The organism is Paraflavitalea soli (assembly GCF_003555545.1).
GTDB lineage: Bacteria > Bacteroidota > Bacteroidia > Chitinophagales > Chitinophagaceae > Paraflavitalea > Paraflavitalea soli.
Genome location: NZ_CP032157.1, coordinates 7795591 through 7815993, shown reverse-complemented (window position 1 = coordinate 7815993; position 20403 = coordinate 7795591). Strand labels below are relative to the sequence as shown.

Below are 20403 nucleotides of genomic sequence, written 5' to 3'. Positions count from 1 at the left end.
GTTTCAAGGCACCCTTCGACTTACTCAGGGTGACAGCCTGATAAGGACTTAGGTTTAGAACTTTACATTGAGGTTAATACCCCAGCTTCTTCGTCCGGGCAGGGAGCCATATTCCAGGCCCTGACCGTTGCCATTGTTATAATTGGAATCGGGGTCAATATTGGGTACGTTCTTATAAATGATGAAGGGGTTACGGCTCACTACGGAAAGGGAGATACCCTGTGCGCTTATTTTCTTTGACAGCCTGGCGGGCAGTGTGTAAGAGACTACGATCTCCCGCATCTTTACATAGCTGGCATCATAAATAAAGGGCGGCGCAATGCCTTTGTCATCACCATAATAGCCTGGCCAATAAGTATTGGGGTCAACGGGTTTGGTATTCTGGGTATATACCGGTTTACCGGAAGGATCGGTGCCTGTTTGTACTACGCCCTGGGGAACGTATCCTTTGGCATTGCCGGAAGCCATCCATTCATCGAGGGTCTTGCCAGCTGCCAGTCTTTCTTCTTCGGATTGTATCCATTCTTTTCTGCCGGCCAGGGTCATCTTGTGCTGACCACGTGTTACGGCAAACAGGTTGGTCATGGAAAACAGGTCGGCGCCGGTTTTGATATCAATGACAGCCGACAGGGAAAGATTCTTATAGCGGAAAGTATTGGTGACACCGCCTGTCCAATCCCAGGTGCCTTTGCCTACCGATACGCGTTCATCACCTGCCAGTGGCTGCAGGGTAGTAGGGTCGAGGATCACCTGTCCGTCGGGGGTGCGCTGGTAATCATAACCCAACATAGTGCCATAGGGCATATCGGGCTCTGCGATCACAGAAATACCCAGCCAGCGGGCATCGGAGAGGGTGATATAGGTAACCCCTTCTGCCAGCGACTTCACGGTATTCTTGTTGTGTGCAGCATTGGCTGCCACTTCCCAGCTGAAGTTTTTGGTGACTACGGGTTTGCCAGTCAGCAATATTTCCACGCCGGTGTTGGAGATGGTACCGGCATTGATAACCCGGGTAGCAAATCCACCGGAAAAGGGAATGTTCACAAAGTTGATCTGGTCTCTCGAACTTTGGGTATACCAGGTAAATTCAAAACCCAGGCGGTTGTTGAGAAACTTCATATCTGTACCGGCTTCAAAACTACGGGTGCGGGTAGGCCGCAACAGGGCATTGGGATTGGCTGCATTGGCAATATAACCAATGACCGTATTGGAAGGTTGTAGCGGGTGCAGTGCATAGTTGAGGGTTAGCTGGTAGGGGTCTGTATCATTGCCCACTTCGGCAGCAGAAGCCCGTACCTTGAAGTAGTTGAGAAATTTGCTTTTGATATCCAGGGCATCCGATACTACAAAAGAGGCGCCCAGGGAAGGATACCAATAACTGTTATTGGCAACCGGCAAGGAAGATGAGATATCACGCCGGATGGTGGCATCGAGAAACAGGTAACCGTGGTATCCGAGGCTCAGCGTAGAGTAAAAAGAATTGGTCCGCTTGCGGATATCAGTTTCGGTAACGGTATTGGTCTTAAAACTATTGAAAGCCACGGCATCCATCACCACCATATTGGTACCCACTTTAGCACTCCCACGGTTGCGGTAAAACTCCATGCTGCCGCCGATGTTGACAGAACCATCAAAGTGACCAAACTGCTTTTTCATGGTCACCAGCACATCGGCCGAAGTAAAGGAGAACCGGGTATCGGTGCCATCCAACCTGCCGGTAAGTGAACCTGGCGTAGAGGGCGGGCTGAATTTCTGAAAACCGAGGAAAGTGAAATCATTGTTGATCCTTCCCTGCAGGGAAAGCCAGTAAGTGGGATTATAGTTCAATTGCACGATGCTCATGAGCCGGTCTTTGCGGGTAATATTGCTCATGCGGTTGATGACCCAATAGGGATTGAGGTGATACTGACCACCTCCCCACTCTACATAGTTGCCAAACTGATCCTGGTACCCTTTCTCAAAGACCTGCTGGTCTACATTATTGGCCAGGCCTACAAAGTTGAAACCAATATTACTGGGATCATCGGCCAGGCCGGGCCTGTTCTTAACATACTCATTCATGTAAGTAGCGCGCACATCAATGTTCAACTGGCTACCCAGTTTGCTGGTACCACGAAGGGTAAAAGTATTACGGTTGAGGTAGCTTTTAGGAACGATATCGTTGTTGTACAGGTTGCTGTAAGAAAAACGGAAACTGCTGATCTCGTTGCCCCCGGTAAGGGCAATATTGTTGGCAAAGGTTGTTCCCGTGCGGAAGAAATTTTCGATGTTGTTTTTCACCAGGCCATAGGGCGCTGTACCACCATCGAAGGAAGGGATGGTAAGGTTGGGATCGAGCTTTGCCCCAAAATTGGAGAACAGGGTACTGCGGGAAACCAGTTGACTGGTAGGGATGCTGCCACTCATGCCTTGCCCATATTCGTATTGGTTATCATCGGCGCGGGTAAGCAGTGTTTCAAAAGTAGCTGTTGAATTGAGTTCAATGCCCAGGCTTTTGCGTGCCGATCCTTTGCGGGTAGTGATCATAATAACCCCATGGCCAGCCCGGCCGCCGTAGAGGGCCGAAGCTGCGGGGCCTTTCAGCACTGAAATGGTTTCAATATCGTTGGGATCAATAGCAGAGATCGCGTCGCCCAGGTCGAAACCTGAAGCATATTTATCGTTGCTGGAAGCGCCGTAGTTGGAATTGTCCATGGGCACACCATCTACCACATACAACGGCTGGTTGTTGCCAGTGATATCGGTGTTGCCCCTGATCAATACTTTGGCCGCACTACCCGGACCACCTGCTGTATTGCTGATGATCAACCCCGGTACCCTGCCGGCCAGGGTATTGATCACATTGGGATCGCGGGCTTTGTCGATGGATTCTCCTTTTACTTCTCCTATAGCGTAACCCAAGGCCTTTTTTTCTCTTTTGATGCCAAGAGAAGTCACCACTACTTCATTCAAATTTTTAGCGGAAGAGTTCAAGGTGATCACAGCTGGCTGAGCCAGGGATGCCACCTGCATCATCTTATCTTCAAATCCAATGGAGGTGAACACGAGGCGGCTTTGCACCTGGGCAGGAATTTCAAAATTGCCGTCCTTGTCTGACACAACGGTTATTTTTAATCGCTGGTTATTGATGCTCACCAGGGGTAAGGGTTCGCCGGTATCGCTCACCACTTTGCCTTTGAATACGGTATTGATCTCATCGCCGGAAGTGCTGATGGCCTTTACCGTTACCGTGTTGTTTTTTAACTGGTAGGTAAAACCAGCCAGTGTACATACTTTATCGAGCAGGTCCTTTAATTTGTAGTTGGCAGTTTGAAGGGTGATCTTTTTAGTCAGGTTGACTTTGCCTGCATCATAGGCAAAACGAACGCCTGCCTTCCGGGTAATTTCATTGAATACCTTTTCTACCGGTGTATCGGTAAAACCTATCTGCACCATTTGCCCTTCCTGGGAAATAGCCGTTAAAGGTAACAGTGAAAACAAAAGCATGACGGTGCTTTTGAGCAAAGTGAGGACTTTGCCCACAGCATGAGTTGTGTAGGTCATAAGCAGTTTGGTTTAAGCAGCCTGGTTAAAAGGCGATGTTGACTGTTTGGTTTTGGATCGTATATTTTAGATCATAGGTAAATTCCAGGGATGATAAAATAGATTCGAGCTGATCGGCCTTGAACTCCCCGGTAAAACTGATGTCCTTTTTATAGGTACCGATAACAAGCTTTTTATCAAAGTATTCTTCAATCACATTTTTGACCTGTTCCCAATTGGCATTTTTGAAAAGGACCATTCCTTTTGTCCAGTTGACGAGGGCGTCTTTATCAAATGTTGTCTTGACCAATTCCTGTTCGGAATGGTAGATCCCTTTTTCATAGGGCACCAGGTGAACCGCTGGCTGGCCTTCCACCTCTACTCTTACCTTGCCGGTGAGCAGGGATACGGTGGTAGGGGCTTCGTTGGAAGACTGGTGTATATAAAAGGAGGTACCAAGGGCAGTGGTACTTACGCGACCGCTGATGACGATAAATGGCTTATCGGGATTCTTAGCTACCTGGAAGAAAGCGGTGCCATTGAGCAGTACTTCTCTTTTTTTATTGTTGAATCCCGGTGTGATGCTGATGGATGAGTTGCCATTCAATATAACAGCACTTCCATCGGGCAGGGTTACTTTCCGGATATCCTGTTTGGTAACGGCAAAGGCTACAAAGTCTTTCTCCGGTGTAGGCTTGTTGCCGGCAGACTGGAAAAGGTACCAACTGGCAGCTACCAGGATCAACACAGCCGCGGCGGCAGGCCAGGCATAACGCAGGAATGGTTGTTTCTTCCGGTTCACCGAAATTATTTTCACTGTGGCGCGGTCTGCTTCCTGCTGACCGGCTATCATTTGCTGTAGCTTTTCCTGTTCTTCTTCCTTATTGATATGGACGGTTGTATGCTGCGTCCGCAGGGCAGCAAAGAGCTGGATGGCGCGCTGGTATTCCTGCTCCTGCAGCAGGCCCGCGGCTTTCCTGCTATTCCACAATTGAATGTCTGCTTCGTTTTGTTGCAGCAGGTAGTTTACGAAGGACTCGTTGGCCAGGAGATCTTCAGCAGTAAAATTCTTATAATCAGACATACAATGGTTTACAGGGGCTAAAAGGTATGCCTACGCCGGCAAATCACCACCCTGTATATATAAGATACCGGGGAGGAGGGATTTTTACCGTCTCAACCAGGATTTTTTTTGATTTAATGGATTGGGAGGGGGGAAAACATGAATAGTGAATTGTTTGCTTTGATACCTTTCTGCTTCGATAGCGGATTTCTCACTCCGCTGCGCTGCGTTCGAAATGAACAAAGAGAGATATTGCCGCTGCGTTCGAAATGACCAGGTCGGCAATCGGCAATCGGCAATCGGCAATACTTTTGCTTCGAAAGCAGGGGGCCTACTGTTTGTCAAATGCCTTTTTCAAAGCTTTGATGCTTTCGTGGATGCTGTTGTAAACGGTGCGCACAGAAATGTTCAGGCGGAGGGCGATATTTTCATAGCTCATTTCTTCCAGGAACCTGAGTTTGATAAGTTCCTGTTGCCTTTCGGTAAGATGGTCCAACAGGCGGGCCGTTCTTTGTTGGAGGAGTTCATATTCCTGCATCTCGATGAAGGTCTCTTCTACTGAGGAGGTGGCCGGCAAATAATCTTCGGTGGAGGAATGGATAGGGATTAGCTTTTGCCCCTGGCGTTGTTTGATCCGCAATACCCGGTTCTTGAAACAGGTAAAAAGATAGGCTTTGGGATGGTTGGCATCGGGCAATTGATGACGATTGGCCCAAAGGGCTGCAAAAACCAGGTTAATGGCATCCTTACTATCGCCTACACTACCAGAAAGCCGCAGGCCGTATTGGAGCAAATCATCATAATTCAACTGGTACAGGGCATACAAAGCTTTTTCATCACCATTTCGCAATTGGCTCCATAAAGCAGTATTAGTTGATGATGTCATATAGCGGCCCTGCGCCTAAAGTAATAAATTTCCGTCATCAATTACAAAAAAGCTTAAAGGCAACGAGGCATTGAGACAGCAAGGCAACGAGGGTTAAAACCTGCTTACCTGTTACGGGCTATTTTTCATGATAATAAGATTTGCTATCAGGCCTGTCCAACCGGTTTGGTGGGAAGCACCCAGTCCCTTGCCGGTATCGCCATGAAAATATTCATGGAACAGGATATGATCTTTAAAATGAGGATCGGTCTGCATCTTCTCATTGGCCCCAAATACGGCTCTTCTTCCCTGCTCATCGGGCAGGAATATTTTCAATAAGCGATTGGCCAGTTCTGTGCCTACTTCTTTGAGGGAAAGGTAATGTCCGGATGCGGTGGGATATTCTATTTTAAAATCATCGCTGTAATAAAAATGGTATTTGCGGAGGCTTTCAATAAGTAGAAAGTTCATGGGCATCCAGATAGGGCCCCGCCAATTGGAATTACCGCCATACATATCGCTGTCGCTTTCACCCGGCACATACTGCACTTTCAATTCCCCTCCATTGATATGAATGGAATAAGGTTGTTCCCCATATTTTTTGGAAAGGGACCTTACGCCGTATTTGCTCAGGAACTCGGTTTCATCCAACATCCGGGCGAGCAGTCGCTTCATCCGGTGACCTCTTAGAAGGCCCAACAGGTGCACATCTCCTTTTCCATCCTCATACCAGCGTGATACGAGCAGGGCAAGATCGGGCCGGTGGTCCAGGAACCATTGCATCCGCTCTGCAAAAACAGGATTGTTTTGCAGGGTCTCTTCAGTGATCACTTCTACGGCAAATAAAGGGATCAGTCCCACCATACTCTTGACCTTTAACTTAACGATGCTTTTGTTTTGCACCTTGATCTGGTCATAAAAGAATTCATCTTCCTCATCCCATAAGCCGGTATGCTCCTTACCCATACTGGCCATAGCGCCCGCTATGTATAAGAAGTGCTCAAAGAACTTAGTAGCCATCCCGGTATAGGACTTGTTGTGAGTGGCCAGTTCCAATGAAATATGCAGCATATTCAAAGCGTAAACGGCCATCCAGCTGGTAGCATCTGCCTGTTCGGCTGTTACGCCTTCAGGCAAGGGAGCGCTCCTGTCGAATACTCCAATATTATCGAGCCCCAGGAAACCACCTTCAAAAATATTACTGCCCTGCCTGTCTTTGCGGTTTACCCACCAGGTAAAATTGATCAGCAGTTTGTGGAACAGGGATTCCAGGAAGGTATAATCCTTTACACCTTTTGCACGGGCATCCTGGCGGAATACACGATATACGGCACCGGCATGAATGGGTGGGTTGACATCACCCAATTGCCACTCATAAGCAGGCAACATACCAGATGGATGCATGTACCACTCTTCCGTTAGTAGCAGCAATTGGTATTTGGCGAAATCGGGGTCTACCATGCCAAGGGTAACGCAGTGGAAGCCGAGGTCCCAGGCTGCATACCAGGGAAATTCCCATTTATCAGGTACTGACAGGATATGTTCGTTATTTACCTGTCTCCAATCGGCATTGCGGCCTTTCAGGCGCTCAGGCGGCGGTGTAGGCATGGCAGGATCGCCATCCAGCCATTGCTGCACTTTATAGGAATAGAATTGTTTGTTCCAGAGCATACCGGCTATGGCCTGGCGGTGCACCAGCTTTTCATCATCGCTGGCAATGGTATGCTGCAGGTGGCCAAAATAATCATTGGCCTCTCTTACTCTTTGGGTGAATGCCTTATCAAAATATTCAAAGGGGTTATCTGCATGCTTATCACTCAGCCTTAGACGGATGGTATATGATTGTCCGGCGGGTACTGTTATATCGAGATCGATAGCTGCTTTGGTCCCTTCCATGGCCGGGTTTACTGAATCTTTGCCATGTACCACATGATCGTTGATACCATCTTTGGGCCAGGGATTTTTGTTATCATAATTGTACAGCCGCAGGGTATTGGTCTCGTTTTCACAAAACAGGGTGCGGGCAGTTCCTTCAAAATGCAAATAAGAAACGGCGAGGTCCCTGTGTGAAATGCCAATGCTGTTTTCCCCTACTTTGTACATGGCGGGCTTATAATTATGCCTGCCCCAACTCCAGGTATTGCGAAACCATACGGTGGGCAATACATGCAGGCTGGCATCTTCCTGACCGCGGTTGTGAATGGTTATTTTGATCAATATATCATCTGTATCGGCCTTGGCATATTCCACCAATACATCAAAGTATTTATTGTCGTTGAAGATGCCAGTATCCAACAATTCGAACTCTTCTTCCTGTCGGCTGCGACGGGCATTTTCGCGCACCAGCCATTCATACGGAAATTCCTGCTGCGGGTACTTATAGAGCATTTTCATGTAGGAGTGCGTGGGCGTGGCATCCAGGTAGTAATAGAGCTCCTTTACATCTTCTCCATGATTACCCTCTTTATTGGAAAGGCCAAAAAAGCGCTCCTTTATACAGGCATCTCTTTTATTCCACAATGCCAGGCCGAAACATAACAATTGCTTATCATCGCTGATACCGGCTATCCCTTCTTCTCCCCAGCGCCAGGCCAGGCTGCGCGCCATATCATGGGTGGTATAGTTCCAGGCATCACCATTGGCGCTATAATCCTCCCTTACTGTGCCCCACTGCCTGTCGGATACATAAGAACCCCATCTTTTCCAGGCAGGATGTTGTAAACGTTCTTGTTCTGCATTCATGGTATTAAATTGAGCTGCGAGCTCCCGCTATGGCGGGACAAGTTATGAGCTACGAGCCGTTCGCTTTGACGATTCACGAAAGTCCTAACAAAGATAAGTGGCTAAGGTTGAAGTCTTAAAATAGAGGTACCTTTCAGGTACAATAACAGGGCTTTTATGGAAATCAATGCAGTAAGCACCTTCACCATTCAGAAAGTGCAGGCAGGGCAGGTATCAATATCGGATGATGTACTGGCCATTGAAGAGCCGCTGGAGATACAATTACTGTATGGACAGGAGCGTATACAAAGGAGCGTATCCGTTACCATGCGTACGCCGGGCAACGACGGAGAACTGGCCGCCGGCTTCCTGTTTACCGAAGGGATCATCCAACACCAACAGCAAATTGATTATATCTCTCCCACGTTTCCGGGGATGAACACCATGCGTGTAACCCTTCACCCGGAGGTAATGCCACGACTGCAACAGGCGGACCGGAACTTCTATACCACTTCCAGTTGCGGGGTATGTGGCAAGGCCAGTATCGACGCCATCAAAACTGTCTCCATTTTCAGGGACGAAGCAGATAGTCTGCTTATACCATCGGAAGTATTACATGGATTACCTGCCCGCTTATTAAATGAGCAGGCGGTGTTTGGCAGTACGGGCGGTCTGCATGCAGCAGCCTTGTTTACGAATAATGGTGATCTGCTTATGCTACGGGAAGATGTAGGCCGGCACAATGCGCTGGATAAATTGATTGGTACGGCTTTGCTGCAGGACCAATTGCCGCTGCACAATGTAGTGCTGCTCTTAAGCGGACGGGCCAGTTTTGAGTTGATACAAAAAGCTGCGATGGCTGGTATAAAAGTAGTGGCGGCTGTGGGCGCCCCCTCCAGCCTGGCAGTGGAACTGGCGCAGGAAAATGATATTACGCTGGTGGGATTCTTGCGCAACCAACGTTTTAATATTTATAGTGGCGGTAAACGTGTACAACATGGATAACAAGGAAACATCACCTATACCAGGGGCAGAAAACCCGACAATCTTTACGGGGTTGAAACTAGGCACTGTGAAAACAAGTGCTGCAGGTACACCTGCTGTGTTACACGCCTTGCAACATGTATTCGGCGAAGCCGGCCTGTTCAGGGGTTTGAAGGCGTTGGGAAAACTGAATCAGAAAGGTGGCTTTGACTGCCCCAGTTGTGCCTGGCCCGATCCGGATGATGAGCGCAGCGGTATAGCAGAATACTGTGAGAACGGCGCCAAGGCGGTGGCCGATGAAGCGACGGCTAAAAAATTAACCCCTGAATTCTTTGCACAACATGCTGTAGATGAACTGGCGGGCCTCACGGATTTTGAGATCGGGCGCAAAGGACGCATCGCCCAACCCATGTATCTTCCCAAAGGGGCTACGCATTACCAGCCCATCACCTGGGATGCTGCTTTTGAGAAGATCGCTGCTACACTTAATAAACTGGACTCGCCCAATGAAGCTATTTTCTATACTTCCGGACGCACGAGCAATGAAGCGGCTTTTCTTTACCAGTTGTTTGTACGGGCATACGGCACGAATAACCTGCCGGATTGCAGCAATATGTGTCATGAAAGCAGTGGCGTAGCACTGGGAGAATCGCTGGGCATTGGTAAAGGATCGGTGAAGCTGGAAGACCTATATGAAGCAGAAGTGATCATGATACTGGGGCAAAACCCCGGCACCAATCACCCACGGATGTTGACGGCCCTGCAGAAAGCAAAGGCCAATGGTGCACTTATCATATCGATCAATCCATTGCCCGAAGCGGGATTGATGGGCTTCAATAACCCTCAACAACTGAAAGGTTTGTTGAACATAGGCACACCACTCACCGATGTGTTCCTGCCGGTGAAGATCAATGGGGATATGGCCTTGCTGCAAGCACTGGAGAAATTATTGCTGCAGGCTGAAGAACAGGAACCCGGGACGGTGCTGGACCATGCTTTTATCGAAGCCAATACACTGGGCTATGCCGAACTTAGGCAACACCTGCAGCAGCAAAACATGGATGAACTGGTGCAGGCCTGTGGTATTGACCTGGTGCAGCTACAGGAAACAGCCACCTTGCTGAAAAATAAAAAGAAGATCATTGCCTGCTGGGCCATGGGGCTCACGCAACACAAGAATGCGGTAGATACTATTAAGGAGGTCGTCAATTTATTATTGCTAAAAGGCAGTATCGGCAAAAAAGGAGCCGGTACCTGCCCGGTACGTGGCCATAGCAATGTGCAGGGCGACAGAACGATGGGCATCTATGAGCAACCTTCTGCCCGCTTCCTGAAGTCTATCAGTGATAACTTTGGTTTTACCCCACCGCAAGCGCACGGCTGGGATGTGGTGGATGCTATCAAAGCCATGCACAATGGCCAGGGGAAAGTATTCTTTGCGATGGGTGGTAATTTCCTGTCCGCTACACCCGATACCCAGTATACCGCAGCGGCGTTGAGTAAGTGTTTACTCACGGTTCATGTATCCACCAAACTAAACCGGAGCCACCTGGTGCATGGCGAAGAAGCGCTGATACTACCCTGCCTGGGACGCAGTGATAAGGATACGCAACACGGGGAAGACCAGTTTGTAAGTTGTGAGAATTCTATGGGAGTAGTACAATCATCCAAAGGCATCCTGGCGCCTGTATCGGATGAATTGCTGAGTGAACCGGCCATCGTATGCCGGCTGGCCAAAGCCACGCTGGGCGATCGCAGTACGGTGAACTGGGATAAGTACCTGGAGCATTATGATCATATACGGGATGATATTGAAAAGACGATCCCGGGGTTTGAGCAATACAATGAACGGGTGCGTATACCGGGTGGATTTTACCTGCCCAATTGCAACCGGGAAGGAAATTTTGATACGGCCAGCCGCAAAGCACAATTTAATATAGCCTCACCTGCCTTACTGGTATTGGGCAAGGAAGAATTGCTGATGATGACGATCCGGAGTCATGATCAATTCAATACGACTATTTATGGCCTGGATGATCGCTACCGTGGCATTTATCAGGAACGCCGGGTGATCATGATGAACCAGGGAGATATGACGGCACGGGGCCTGAACAAGGGTGATGTGGTAGACCTGTTCAACTACCATGACGGTGTGGAAAGAGCAGCGCACCAATTCATCGTAGTGCCTTATGCTATTCCGGCGGGTTGTACGGCCACTTATTTTCCGGAAGCCAATGTGCTGGTGCCGATCAACAGTGTGGCGGATAAAAGCAATACGCCTACTTCCAAGCACGTGGTGATATTAGTAAAAAAAAGTAAGGCTGCCCATGCATGAGCAGCCTTCGTTATGTATAGACCCATTTCAGGATCAGGCGCCTGTGGGCCTGTCATAATCCTTGATGGTCTGTTGTATGAACAATGGCTTGAGTGTAAACCAGGCCAGCGCCGGGAAAAAGTGCATGGGCACTGTATAGCCGGGAAATAACTCCGGCATTTCCACGGTGAGGGGAAGCCTGGTAGCCAATGGAGCCAGTATGCTCACAAAGGTCAATATCGTAAACAGGAAGTTGAATACGATCTCTCCTTTGGCTTTTAGGAACTTAGTCAACAGCCAGTAGCCTATTGCTGCCAATACGCCACCCAATACCGATGCTGCCAAAATAGAAGTAGTAGCTGCCACGGCAGAGAAATCAACGCCCAGGGAATTGTAATACACCTTGGCATAGATCAGGGAGGCTACGCCCGCCAAAAGACCGGATACAAGGCCAAGCAAAAATGATCTTTTAAACATGTTGGTACGTTTTATTTTTTAGTAACAGGCACGTACACTTCAATCTTTATCACTGCTGCTGCTCCTGTAGCGGGTTTTCCAACACCATAATCGCTCCTGTTCACATTGAAGGTTCCGGAGAATACTGCCTCATTGCCCTTAGGCACAAAAGCAAAAGGAATGGTCACTTCTTTTTTCACACCGCGTATTTCCAATGTGCCGGTGGTTTGCCAGCCAGTGGCCGTTTTGGTGATCCTGGAGGAGTTGAATACGATCTGCGGATATTTCGTCGCATCAAACCATTCTTCGCCTTTGGCGTGCTTATTCTGCATACCATTACCGGTGTTGATCGATGCTACATCAATATTTACAGAAAACTTAGAAGTAGCCAGGTTCTTTTCATCAAAAACGATGCTACCGGTAAAGGTCTTGAAAATGCCGGAAGCATCTTCACCAGAGAACTTAATGCTGTAGTCTTTTTTGATATCCCAACTGCTGGCTATTGAGAAGGCAAACACTGCTGTAAGGGCCAGCAGTGTTGCAAAAGATAAAACGACTTTTTTCATCCGTACTTATTTGTTATTAAACTTGCCCGATGGAAGGCCCGAAGGTCTTTCATCTACCTGCTGATTAGTCTTTAATGAATTCAAAATCACCAGTGATGGTTACTTCGTCACCTAATGCAGCTGTAGGGAAGCCGGTAGCGATACCGAAATCTGAACGTTTGATAACGCCGGTTACTTTAAAACCAGCCATATCCTTCTTGCTTTGAGGATTAACGGCATTGCCAACATGAATAGCATCCAGTTCCACTTTCTTGGTTACGCCATGCAGGGTAAGATCACCAGTCACTTTGTAGGTCTTAGCGCCTGTCTTTTTGAAGGAAGTGCTCTTGAATGTGAGTTGGGGGTATTTGGCGGCATCAAAGAAATCGGCGCTCTGCAGGTGCTCGTCACGCATGGAGTTGTCGGTATTGATGCTCTTTATTTCAGCAGTCAATTCAACGGTTGCATCAGTAAAATCAGCACCGGGGTTGTTGAGTGTTAATTTGTAATCTTTGAAGCTGCCATTGAAGGTAGCAATGCCCATGTGGGTAACACTGAATCCAAATCTTGAATGCACATTGTCGGCTTTCCAGGAAGCGGCAAATGGTAAAGTGAATGATAACAGCGCGATTGCTGTAATCGCAGTAATTGCTTTGAACATTGGGTGATTGTTTTTGTTTTTTTAAAAAGGCTTCTTTTCAGTTTTTCTTTTTCCGTGACAAAAGTACTTACCTTTACTATACAAAAGTAAGCACTATACAAAAGTATACCGGTATATTTTTGTATAGCAATATACTAAATTTGTTCAATATGTCGACATTTGAGAAAGAGTTAAAAAATGTTAAAAGCTGCTCATCAGAATTCATCCTGGCAGTGAACGACACCCTCAATGTATTGAATGGCAAATGGAAACTGCCGATTATCGGAACTTTATTATTTGGTAAGAAACGTTTCCGGGAAATGGAGCGCTGCATACCCAATATTACTGCCCGCATGCTGTCGAAAGAGCTTAAAGAACTGGAATTGAATGGCATGGTAAAACGTACGGTATATGATACCATTCCGGTTTGTATAGAATATGAGCTTACGAAATCAGGCAAGTCCCTGACGCTTGTATTGGACAGTATGGCGGTGTGGGGATTGCGGCATAGAAAGATCGCTATGACCAGCGAAAAAGCATAGCCGTGCTGTGAGATCAAATGTTTCCATACCTACTTATTCCCTTCGTGAAAGAAGCAGTTGCGGGGTTGAAATACTCCGGGCCGATCATACCAACGCCGGTGAACCAACTGCACACGCTGCCCACCGTGATGAACATTATGTATTGATCTTCCAGGAAAAAGGACGCAGCCATATCATGGTAGACTTTGAGCAGATCGTTGTACAAGACGCTGCCATATTAAGCATCCTTCCCGGCCAGGTACATCAATCACTCGCTGCTGAAAAAGATACCATCGCCTGGTTTATAGCCCTCGACGTTTCCTGGATGGATGAAACCTTCCGCGCTGTATTTCAAAACGCCCCGCGTCAACGCGATCCTATCGGCATCACTCCCACCGACATCTTACAACTACAGGTCTGCATCACGGCGCTCCAGCAGGTATACGAGAGCAATGCCGATACGCCTTTCCATGAACATACGCTGCGGTCGCTCACAGCTGCGTGCATCAGCCTGTTTGCCGCCGCCTACCAGGAACCGGTGCAAGCCGGCGACCGGAAGGATGCGCGAAAAGAGATCATCACGCGGCAATTCCGGAGCCTGCTTCAGCAGCAATTCAAAACCATGAAAAGTCCTTCGCAGTATGCAGCGGCGCTCAATATATCGCCGGCCTGGCTCAATGAAGTGGTGAAAGAGGCCACCGGCTTTCCGGTGAGCCACTGGATCCACCAGGAGATCATACTGGAGGCCAGGCGAATGCTCTATTATACCGACAATACGGTGAAGGAAATTGCGCATTTGCTGGGCTATGAGGATCATACCTATTTTACCCGTCTTTTCAGCAAGCTAACCGGGCTCTCGCCGGTACAATTCAGGCAGAAATACCGCAAATAGTCCAACCTTTACCCGGATGCCTGCATTGTTACGTAAGGTGTTTTATCGTCACTTTGCCTTATGAAACACGCGGAAAAACAAGCACATACGCACGAACACGGCCATTGCTCACACGAGGGACATGACCATGGCGGCTCCCTGCATGTTCACCCTGTAGTGAGCAATATGCGGGTGGCGCTGGTGCTTAATGTGCTCTTTACTATTATAGAGTTTATAGGCGGATTGTACACGAATTCGGTGGCTATTCTTTCAGATGCCATCCATGACCTGGGCGACAGCATTGCCATTGGGGCAGCACTGGTATTGGAAAAACAATCAGGGCAGGGAAGAACAGACACGTTTAGTTATGGAAAGCGGCGGTTTTCTATTCTTGCAGCCTTCCTCACCTCCCTGATATTAATAGCTGGCTCCATTGTTATCCTGACAGAAGCGATACCTCGTTTCTTTGCGGTGCAAGCAGTAAAGACCACGGGGGTATTGTGGCTGGCCATAGCAGGCGTGGTGTTCAATGGCCTGGCCATCCTGCGGTTGCGGCAGGGAAAGCAACACTCGCTGAACCAACGGGCGGTTATGCTGCACCTGCTGGAAGATGCGCTTGGCTGGATAGCGGTATTGGTGGGCGCCATCATTATGTACTTTACACAATGGTATTGGATAGATCCCTTGTTGTCGGTTGGTATTGGCCTGTTCGTCCTTTATAATGCATCCCGGAATATTATGACTGCCCTGAAGATCTTTCTCCAGGCGGCTCCTGCGGGCGTCAATGCCCAGGCTATTGTGGCTGAACTCAAAAAGCTGCCCGGAGTTACAGGCGTTCACGATGTACATTGCTGGAGCATGGATGGCGAAAAAAACATCCTGTCTCTTCACCTGGTGGTCAATCCCACGGTGGATATGTCCGGCCTCAACGGACTGCTGCAAAAAGCACGGGAAATTACCAGGGCGCAAAACGTTCAGCATCCTACTATCCAGGTAGAAACGGATGGCAGCCCTTGCCACTTAATAAACTGTTGAGCTAACTGGCAGGCAATTGCCTCGGAATAATTATATTTATCATATGAATTGCCTGATCATTGACGATAATAAAATAGCCAGAACTACGCTGAAACAATTGGCCAGCCAGGTAAAAGACCTTACGGTTGCCGGAGAATGCAGCAATGCCATGGAAGCCTGGAACCTGCTGCAGGAACAGCCTGTAGACCTTTTGCTGCTGGATATAGAAATGCAGGGTATGAGCGGGCTGGAACTAACAAGAAACCTTGGTACTAAGCGTCCGGTGATCGTATTTACTACCTCCAAAAAAGACTATGCTGCAGAAGCTTTCGAGCTCAACGTGGCCGATTATATTGTGAAACCTGTCACCCCGCCCCGTTTTATACAGGCTATCGACCGGGTGAGGGAAATACTGGACAGCAGCAAAGAAGAGGTAAAGTTTACCGAGGACGAATTCATCTTCATACGTGACTCTAATATTGTACGCCGGCTAAGTCTGCAGGATATTCTCTATGCCGAAGCCATGGGTGATTATGTAAAGCTGTACACGCCCGGTAAGTTCTATGCCATTCACACTACTTTAAAAGCGGTGGAAGAAAGGTTACCGCCCGGCAAATTCCTGCGGGTGCATCGCTCCTATATAGTAGCCATCAGCAAGATCGAGACGATACAGGATGGGGCGCTCATTATCAATGGGAAGCCTATACCGGTGGCAGATGCCTATCGCAGCGCGCTGAATAAACGGATGAATATCCTGTAATGCGGAGGCAACCAGGCAATGAGGCAACCAGGCAACGAAGCAACGAGAAATGCCACCTTTAGATCAGGGTGAGCCGCCTTTGAAAGGCGCCCACCCTTTACCCGGCTTCGACAGGCTCAGCCTGACAACAGCCTTTGAAAGGCTGACATTAACCCCGACGACTGTTTTTCCTTTTTCGCCGATTGATTGTTCCCAATGGACGCCCGGGCCTTTTTCAGGCAACTATTCCGGTGCATCTTTACATCAGCAATTACAACAAATAAACAAAAGTTCTTTATCTATTTTTCATAAGCAGTTAGTTTTGGTTACGGCCCTGGTTTCTACCCGGGCCTTCTTTTTTTACACATGAAAATGCTTTTGATCATATTATTTATAGCAGATACGCTTTTACTCATCGGATTAGCGCTGCAGTTCCTTCGAGCGACGGATAAGGGCCGACATGGATGAGCATGACCTTTTTTAAACTACATTAGCATAATATTTACCAGCAATGACCAGTAAAAAGATCATTTATTATATACTGGCTGCCTTTATTGCGGGCAACTTACTGCTGATCTATCTGCAATACAATTCTGCCAAAAATATCAATGGCCTCATCAGCGGCAATGAGCGGCTGATGAATGAGTTCAAAGTGGACAACGAACTGCGTGCCCTTGAAAACGGGATCCATGCGATAGAAAATGGGGTGGTCCATACGATCACCACGCGCGACACCGTAAACATTGAAGGGATCGAACAGCAGGTAGCGGAGGTGGAAAAAGACCTGGGCATGCTGCAAAAGATAAATGACGATGACAGTTCGGTAAAATTCATTGACCAACTGGATGCCCTGGTTCGTCAAAAACTGGCCCTTAGCCACCAGGTATTAAATACCTTTCACAAGACCGGCAGGCAGGCTGCAGAAGCCGAGTTTGCGACTCCCGCCAACAGGCAGTTAACGCTGGACATTGCTGCCACCGCCCACAAGATAGACAGCAGCCGTCAACAACTGCTGGCGGCACTGACTGATGCCGTAGATAAAAATGGCAGTGAGGCCCGCACCTCGGGCATGGTGCTGATCATATTGGTTTTGATCAGCGGCGCTGTTTTATTCTGGTTCATCATCAATCGTATCGGTCAGCAAAACCAGTTGATCACGCAACTGGACACCTCCGAGAAGAAAGTACGGGAAGCAGCCAGGATCAAGGAAAACTTCATGGCCAATATGAGTCATGAAATACGCACGCCGATGAATGCGATCGTAGGGTTCACCAATTTGTTACAAAAGCGCGAGCTGGATACGGTGTCCAAGGGATATGTGCAGGCGATACAAAGGTCGGGCGACAGCCTGCTTACCATCATCAATGATATACTTGACCTTTCCAAGATAGAGGCAGGCATGATGCGTATTGAGCCTACCCCATTCAGCATACGGGAGCTGCTCTACTCGGTAGAGACGATGTTCCTGGAAAAAATAAAAGAGAAAGGGCTGCACTTCGTTACAGAAGTAGAAGAAGCTGTTCCCGACACCCTCAATGGTGATGCTACACGGCTTACGCAGGTGCTGGTAAACCTGATTGGCAATGCAGCTAAATTCACTCAAAAGGGAAGCATCGAAGTGATCATCAACAATGCCGGCATTAAAGACAATATAATATCCCTGGGCATTACGGTAAGTGATACGGGCATCGGCATTGATAATGATAAGCTGCCCGGCATTTTTGAACGTTTCCGGCAGGCTGAAGATTCGATCACCCGCAAATACGGAGGCACAGGGCTGGGACTTTCGATCGTAAAAGACCTGGTAGAGTTGCAAGGCGGGTCTATAGAGGTGACGAGTGAACCAGATAAAGGCAGCATCTTCCGGCTGACGATCCCTTATAAAATAACCAATGAGGTGATCAACAACAATAACAGGTGGAATACAACGCTGTTAAAAAGCACGGTGCCCGAACATGTGCAGATACTGGTAGTAGAAGACAATGAGATCAACCAGCAATTAATGAAGCATTTGCTTGGTTATTGGGGATTACAGTTTGACCTGGCTACCAATGGAAAAGAAGCTATCGAACAGTTACAGGGCAAACGCTACGACCTGATACTGATGGATATTCAAATGCCCGGCATGGATGGCTATACGGCCACGGCACAAATAAGACACACGCTACAATTGAAGACACCGATCATTGCCATGACGGCCCATGCATTGGCCGGAGAAAGGGAAAAATGCTTAAGTGCCGGCATGAATGAATATATCTCGAAACCCATTCACGAAGAAGAGTTATACAGGCTGCTCATCAAGTTTGCCGGTAATCACCAATTGGTGGCCCCGGAAAAGAAACTGATCTATCAGCCTACGGCAGGCACTTACCGGCATATTGACCTGGGTTATATGCAGGAGGTGAGCAATGGCAACAGGGATTATGAAAAAACGGTAACGGAGCAATTCCTGGAGATGATACCGGAAGACCTGAAGAGCCTGGAGCTTGCCTTTAGAAGAAAAGACTTCATCATGATACGGGTGATAGCCCACAACATGAAAACATCGGTATCTGTAATGGGCCTTACCGAGAAATTGCAGCCTTACCTGGATATCCTCGAACAGGAAGATACCGATGAAGATACTCTTTGGAATAATATCATGGCTGTGCAGCATGTTTGCATTCCCGCCCTGAAAGAAGCCCGCCATTTTTATACTACTTTATAATCAATCTCTTTTTCGCGCCTTGTCAACGATCGTTTCGGCCTATTGGCCGACTACCTGTTTATGGCAGATCTTACAGGGTGTAGCTTTATACCAGCATTAAAAATGACAACCATTAAAATATTAAAAAGATGAAAACATTAATTATCGCCACCATGGCCATCCTGCTTACTACAGCAACCTTTGCCCAGGCATCTGCAGATTATGCTACTGTTAAAAAAGATATGAAAGAGACCAATAAGGAAGAAGCATCCATAAAAAAGGAAAAGAGAGAAGAAAGGAAGGCGCTTCGCAAATTGGAAGGCAAGCAAGCAAGTTACCAGGCAAAACAGCAGTTTGCCGCGGATTTTGATAATGTGACCAATGTGGAATGGAAGAGAACCAACTATTTTGATGAAGCTACGTTTACAAAAGATGACCATACGATGACGGCTTTTTACGATTATAATAACCAGTTGGTAGGAACTACTGAAGTAAAAGCATTCACCGATCTGCCAGCATCCGCACAAAGCACCATCAACAAAAAATACAAAGATTACAGCGTTCAGAAAGTGATCATGTTCGACGACAACGAAGACAATGAAACTGATATGCTGCTGTACGGCCACCAGTTTGACGACGCAGATAACTACTTTGTAGAACTTCAAAAGGACAACAAAGCGATCATACTGCAGGTAGATATGCTGGGTGATGTATCCTTCTTTACCAACATGCCATAAACTATTTTCCCAGGCTGATACTTTTCATAGAGGTTAATTGTGGTTTTTCACGGCCCTTCCCGGTCATGCGGGAAGGGTTTTTTTGTTTTTATTAGAAATCGCCTCCGCTTACCTCTATCCATTTCACCCATTTATCGTTTTCCTTCCTGTAAAATGACAAGTTAACTGCTCCACCGCTTATTGTATTCCACATGAAAAAGTGCAAGAATATTGATCTATCTCTTATATAGATAGGCATAGTAAAGAAAAAGGCCTCATGTATAGAATTACTTATAAAAAAGCTATCCCTGGCGGCAGCACCCATTGCTCTCAATGAATCGATTATTTTCCTGTTCCTGGCACTTACAAATGCACTAATATCATCTACAGCTATCCTTTTGGAAATGGGGAATAAGTTATCATTCAATGCTGTAGTGAGGGATCTTTTCAGTTGCCTGATCAAAAATCTCCTTTCTGCTGCGGTTAGTACGATACTATCGGTACTATGAAAACCAATGATGCTTTTAATAACGGGCTTTGATAACTCTTTTACATGTAATTTAAGCACGCCCTCCAGAGGACGGTCAGCATAATAAATAGTTCCATGTCTTTGATACTTCCTTATTTGACTATGAATAAACTGACGATCAGCACTATCGGGCTGGGCCACGAGTTGGTGGCTAAAAAATAATAATACCAGGCAATTAATAACAGCTTTCATGCAAAGTGTGGTCTTGCAGGCTAGA

The 20403-nt window shown here is 47.5% G+C and carries 16 protein-coding genes; 8 read left to right on the top strand and 8 right to left on the bottom strand.

Annotated elements, in window-relative coordinates:
• Window positions 1–54: 54 nt before the first annotated feature.
• The 4 genes from D3H65_RS30080 to D3H65_RS30065 all read right to left on the bottom strand — a co-directional run bounded on the left by D3H65_RS30080 (window position 55) and on the right by D3H65_RS30065 (window position 8192).
• A complete protein-coding gene (locus D3H65_RS30080) occupies window positions 55–3543 on the bottom strand; it encodes a SusC/RagA family TonB-linked outer membrane protein (RefSeq protein ID WP_119053857.1) in 3489 nt (1162 codons plus the stop codon).
• A gap of 25 nt (window positions 3544–3568) precedes the next feature.
• Window positions 3569–4606 (bottom strand): FecR family protein, encoded by a 1038-nt coding sequence (locus D3H65_RS30075; RefSeq protein WP_119053856.1) that lies wholly within the window; start codon window positions 4604–4606, stop codon window positions 3569–3571.
• 310 nt (window positions 4607–4916) lie between these two features.
• Window positions 4917–5471, bottom strand: a complete 555-nt coding sequence (locus D3H65_RS30070; protein WP_119053855.1) for an RNA polymerase sigma factor — start codon at window positions 5469–5471, stop codon at window positions 4917–4919.
• Window positions 5472–5582: 111 nt separating this feature from the next.
• Entirely contained in the window at window positions 5583–8192 is a 2610-nt protein-coding gene (locus tag D3H65_RS30065) for an MGH1-like glycoside hydrolase domain-containing protein (RefSeq protein ID WP_119053854.1), read from the bottom strand.
• 156 nt (window positions 8193–8348) lie between these two features.
• Between D3H65_RS30065 and fdhD the strand changes: the two genes are divergently transcribed.
• The gene (gene fdhD, locus D3H65_RS30060; protein WP_119053853.1) at window positions 8349–9176 is read left to right on the top strand and encodes a formate dehydrogenase accessory sulfurtransferase FdhD; all 828 of its coding nucleotides are present in this window, start codon (window positions 8349–8351) and stop codon (window positions 9174–9176) included.
• Window positions 9177–9243: 67 nt separating this feature from the next.
• A complete protein-coding gene (locus D3H65_RS30055; RefSeq protein ID WP_245999623.1) occupies window positions 9244–11490 on the top strand; it encodes an FdhF/YdeP family oxidoreductase in 2247 nt (748 codons plus the stop codon).
• A gap of 33 nt (window positions 11491–11523) precedes the next feature.
• Here D3H65_RS30055 and D3H65_RS30050 read toward each other — a convergent pair whose 3' ends face one another.
• From D3H65_RS30050 to D3H65_RS30040, 3 genes are all read right to left on the bottom strand, one after another.
• A complete protein-coding gene (locus D3H65_RS30050) occupies window positions 11524–11946 on the bottom strand; it encodes a hypothetical protein (protein ID WP_119053851.1) in 423 nt (140 codons plus the stop codon).
• A gap of 11 nt (window positions 11947–11957) precedes the next feature.
• The gene (locus D3H65_RS30045; protein WP_119053850.1) at window positions 11958–12491 is read right to left on the bottom strand and encodes a YceI family protein; all 534 of its coding nucleotides are present in this window, start codon (window positions 12489–12491) and stop codon (window positions 11958–11960) included.
• Between the two features lie 64 nt (window positions 12492–12555).
• Window positions 12556–13131, bottom strand: a complete 576-nt coding sequence (locus D3H65_RS30040) for a YceI family protein (protein WP_119053849.1) — start codon at window positions 13129–13131, stop codon at window positions 12556–12558.
• Window positions 13132–13280: 149 nt separating this feature from the next.
• On the opposite strand from D3H65_RS30040, the gene D3H65_RS30035 reads away from it, so the two are divergent.
• From D3H65_RS30035 to D3H65_RS30005, 6 genes are all read left to right on the top strand, one after another.
• Window positions 13281–13652: a winged helix-turn-helix transcriptional regulator gene (locus D3H65_RS30035; protein ID WP_119054707.1), complete on the top strand. Its 372-nt coding sequence runs from the start codon at window positions 13281–13283 to the stop codon at window positions 13650–13652.
• 7 nt (window positions 13653–13659) lie between these two features.
• Window positions 13660–14523: a helix-turn-helix domain-containing protein gene (locus D3H65_RS30030; protein ID WP_119053848.1), complete on the top strand. Its 864-nt coding sequence runs from the start codon at window positions 13660–13662 to the stop codon at window positions 14521–14523.
• A gap of 60 nt (window positions 14524–14583) precedes the next feature.
• A complete protein-coding gene (locus D3H65_RS30025) occupies window positions 14584–15537 on the top strand; it encodes a cation diffusion facilitator family transporter (RefSeq protein WP_119053847.1) in 954 nt (317 codons plus the stop codon).
• A gap of 43 nt (window positions 15538–15580) precedes the next feature.
• On the top strand, window positions 15581–16276 hold the full coding sequence (locus D3H65_RS30020; protein WP_119053846.1) for a LytR/AlgR family response regulator transcription factor: 696 nt from the start codon (window positions 15581–15583) through the stop codon (window positions 16274–16276).
• Between the two features lie 490 nt (window positions 16277–16766).
• A complete protein-coding gene (locus tag D3H65_RS30010; protein WP_119053844.1) occupies window positions 16767–18962 on the top strand; it encodes a response regulator in 2196 nt (731 codons plus the stop codon).
• 128 nt (window positions 18963–19090) lie between these two features.
• On the top strand, window positions 19091–19678 hold the full coding sequence (locus tag D3H65_RS30005) for a hypothetical protein (protein ID WP_119053843.1): 588 nt from the start codon (window positions 19091–19093) through the stop codon (window positions 19676–19678).
• A 91-nt stretch (window positions 19679–19769) separates the two neighbouring features.
• On the opposite strand, the gene D3H65_RS30000 is transcribed toward D3H65_RS30005, so the two are convergent.
• Window positions 19770–20378 carry a hypothetical protein gene (locus D3H65_RS30000; RefSeq protein WP_119053842.1) on the bottom strand — a complete coding sequence of 203 codons (609 nt, stop codon included), beginning with the start codon at window positions 20376–20378 and terminating at the stop codon, window positions 19770–19772.
• Between the last annotated feature and the right edge of the window lie 25 nt (window positions 20379–20403).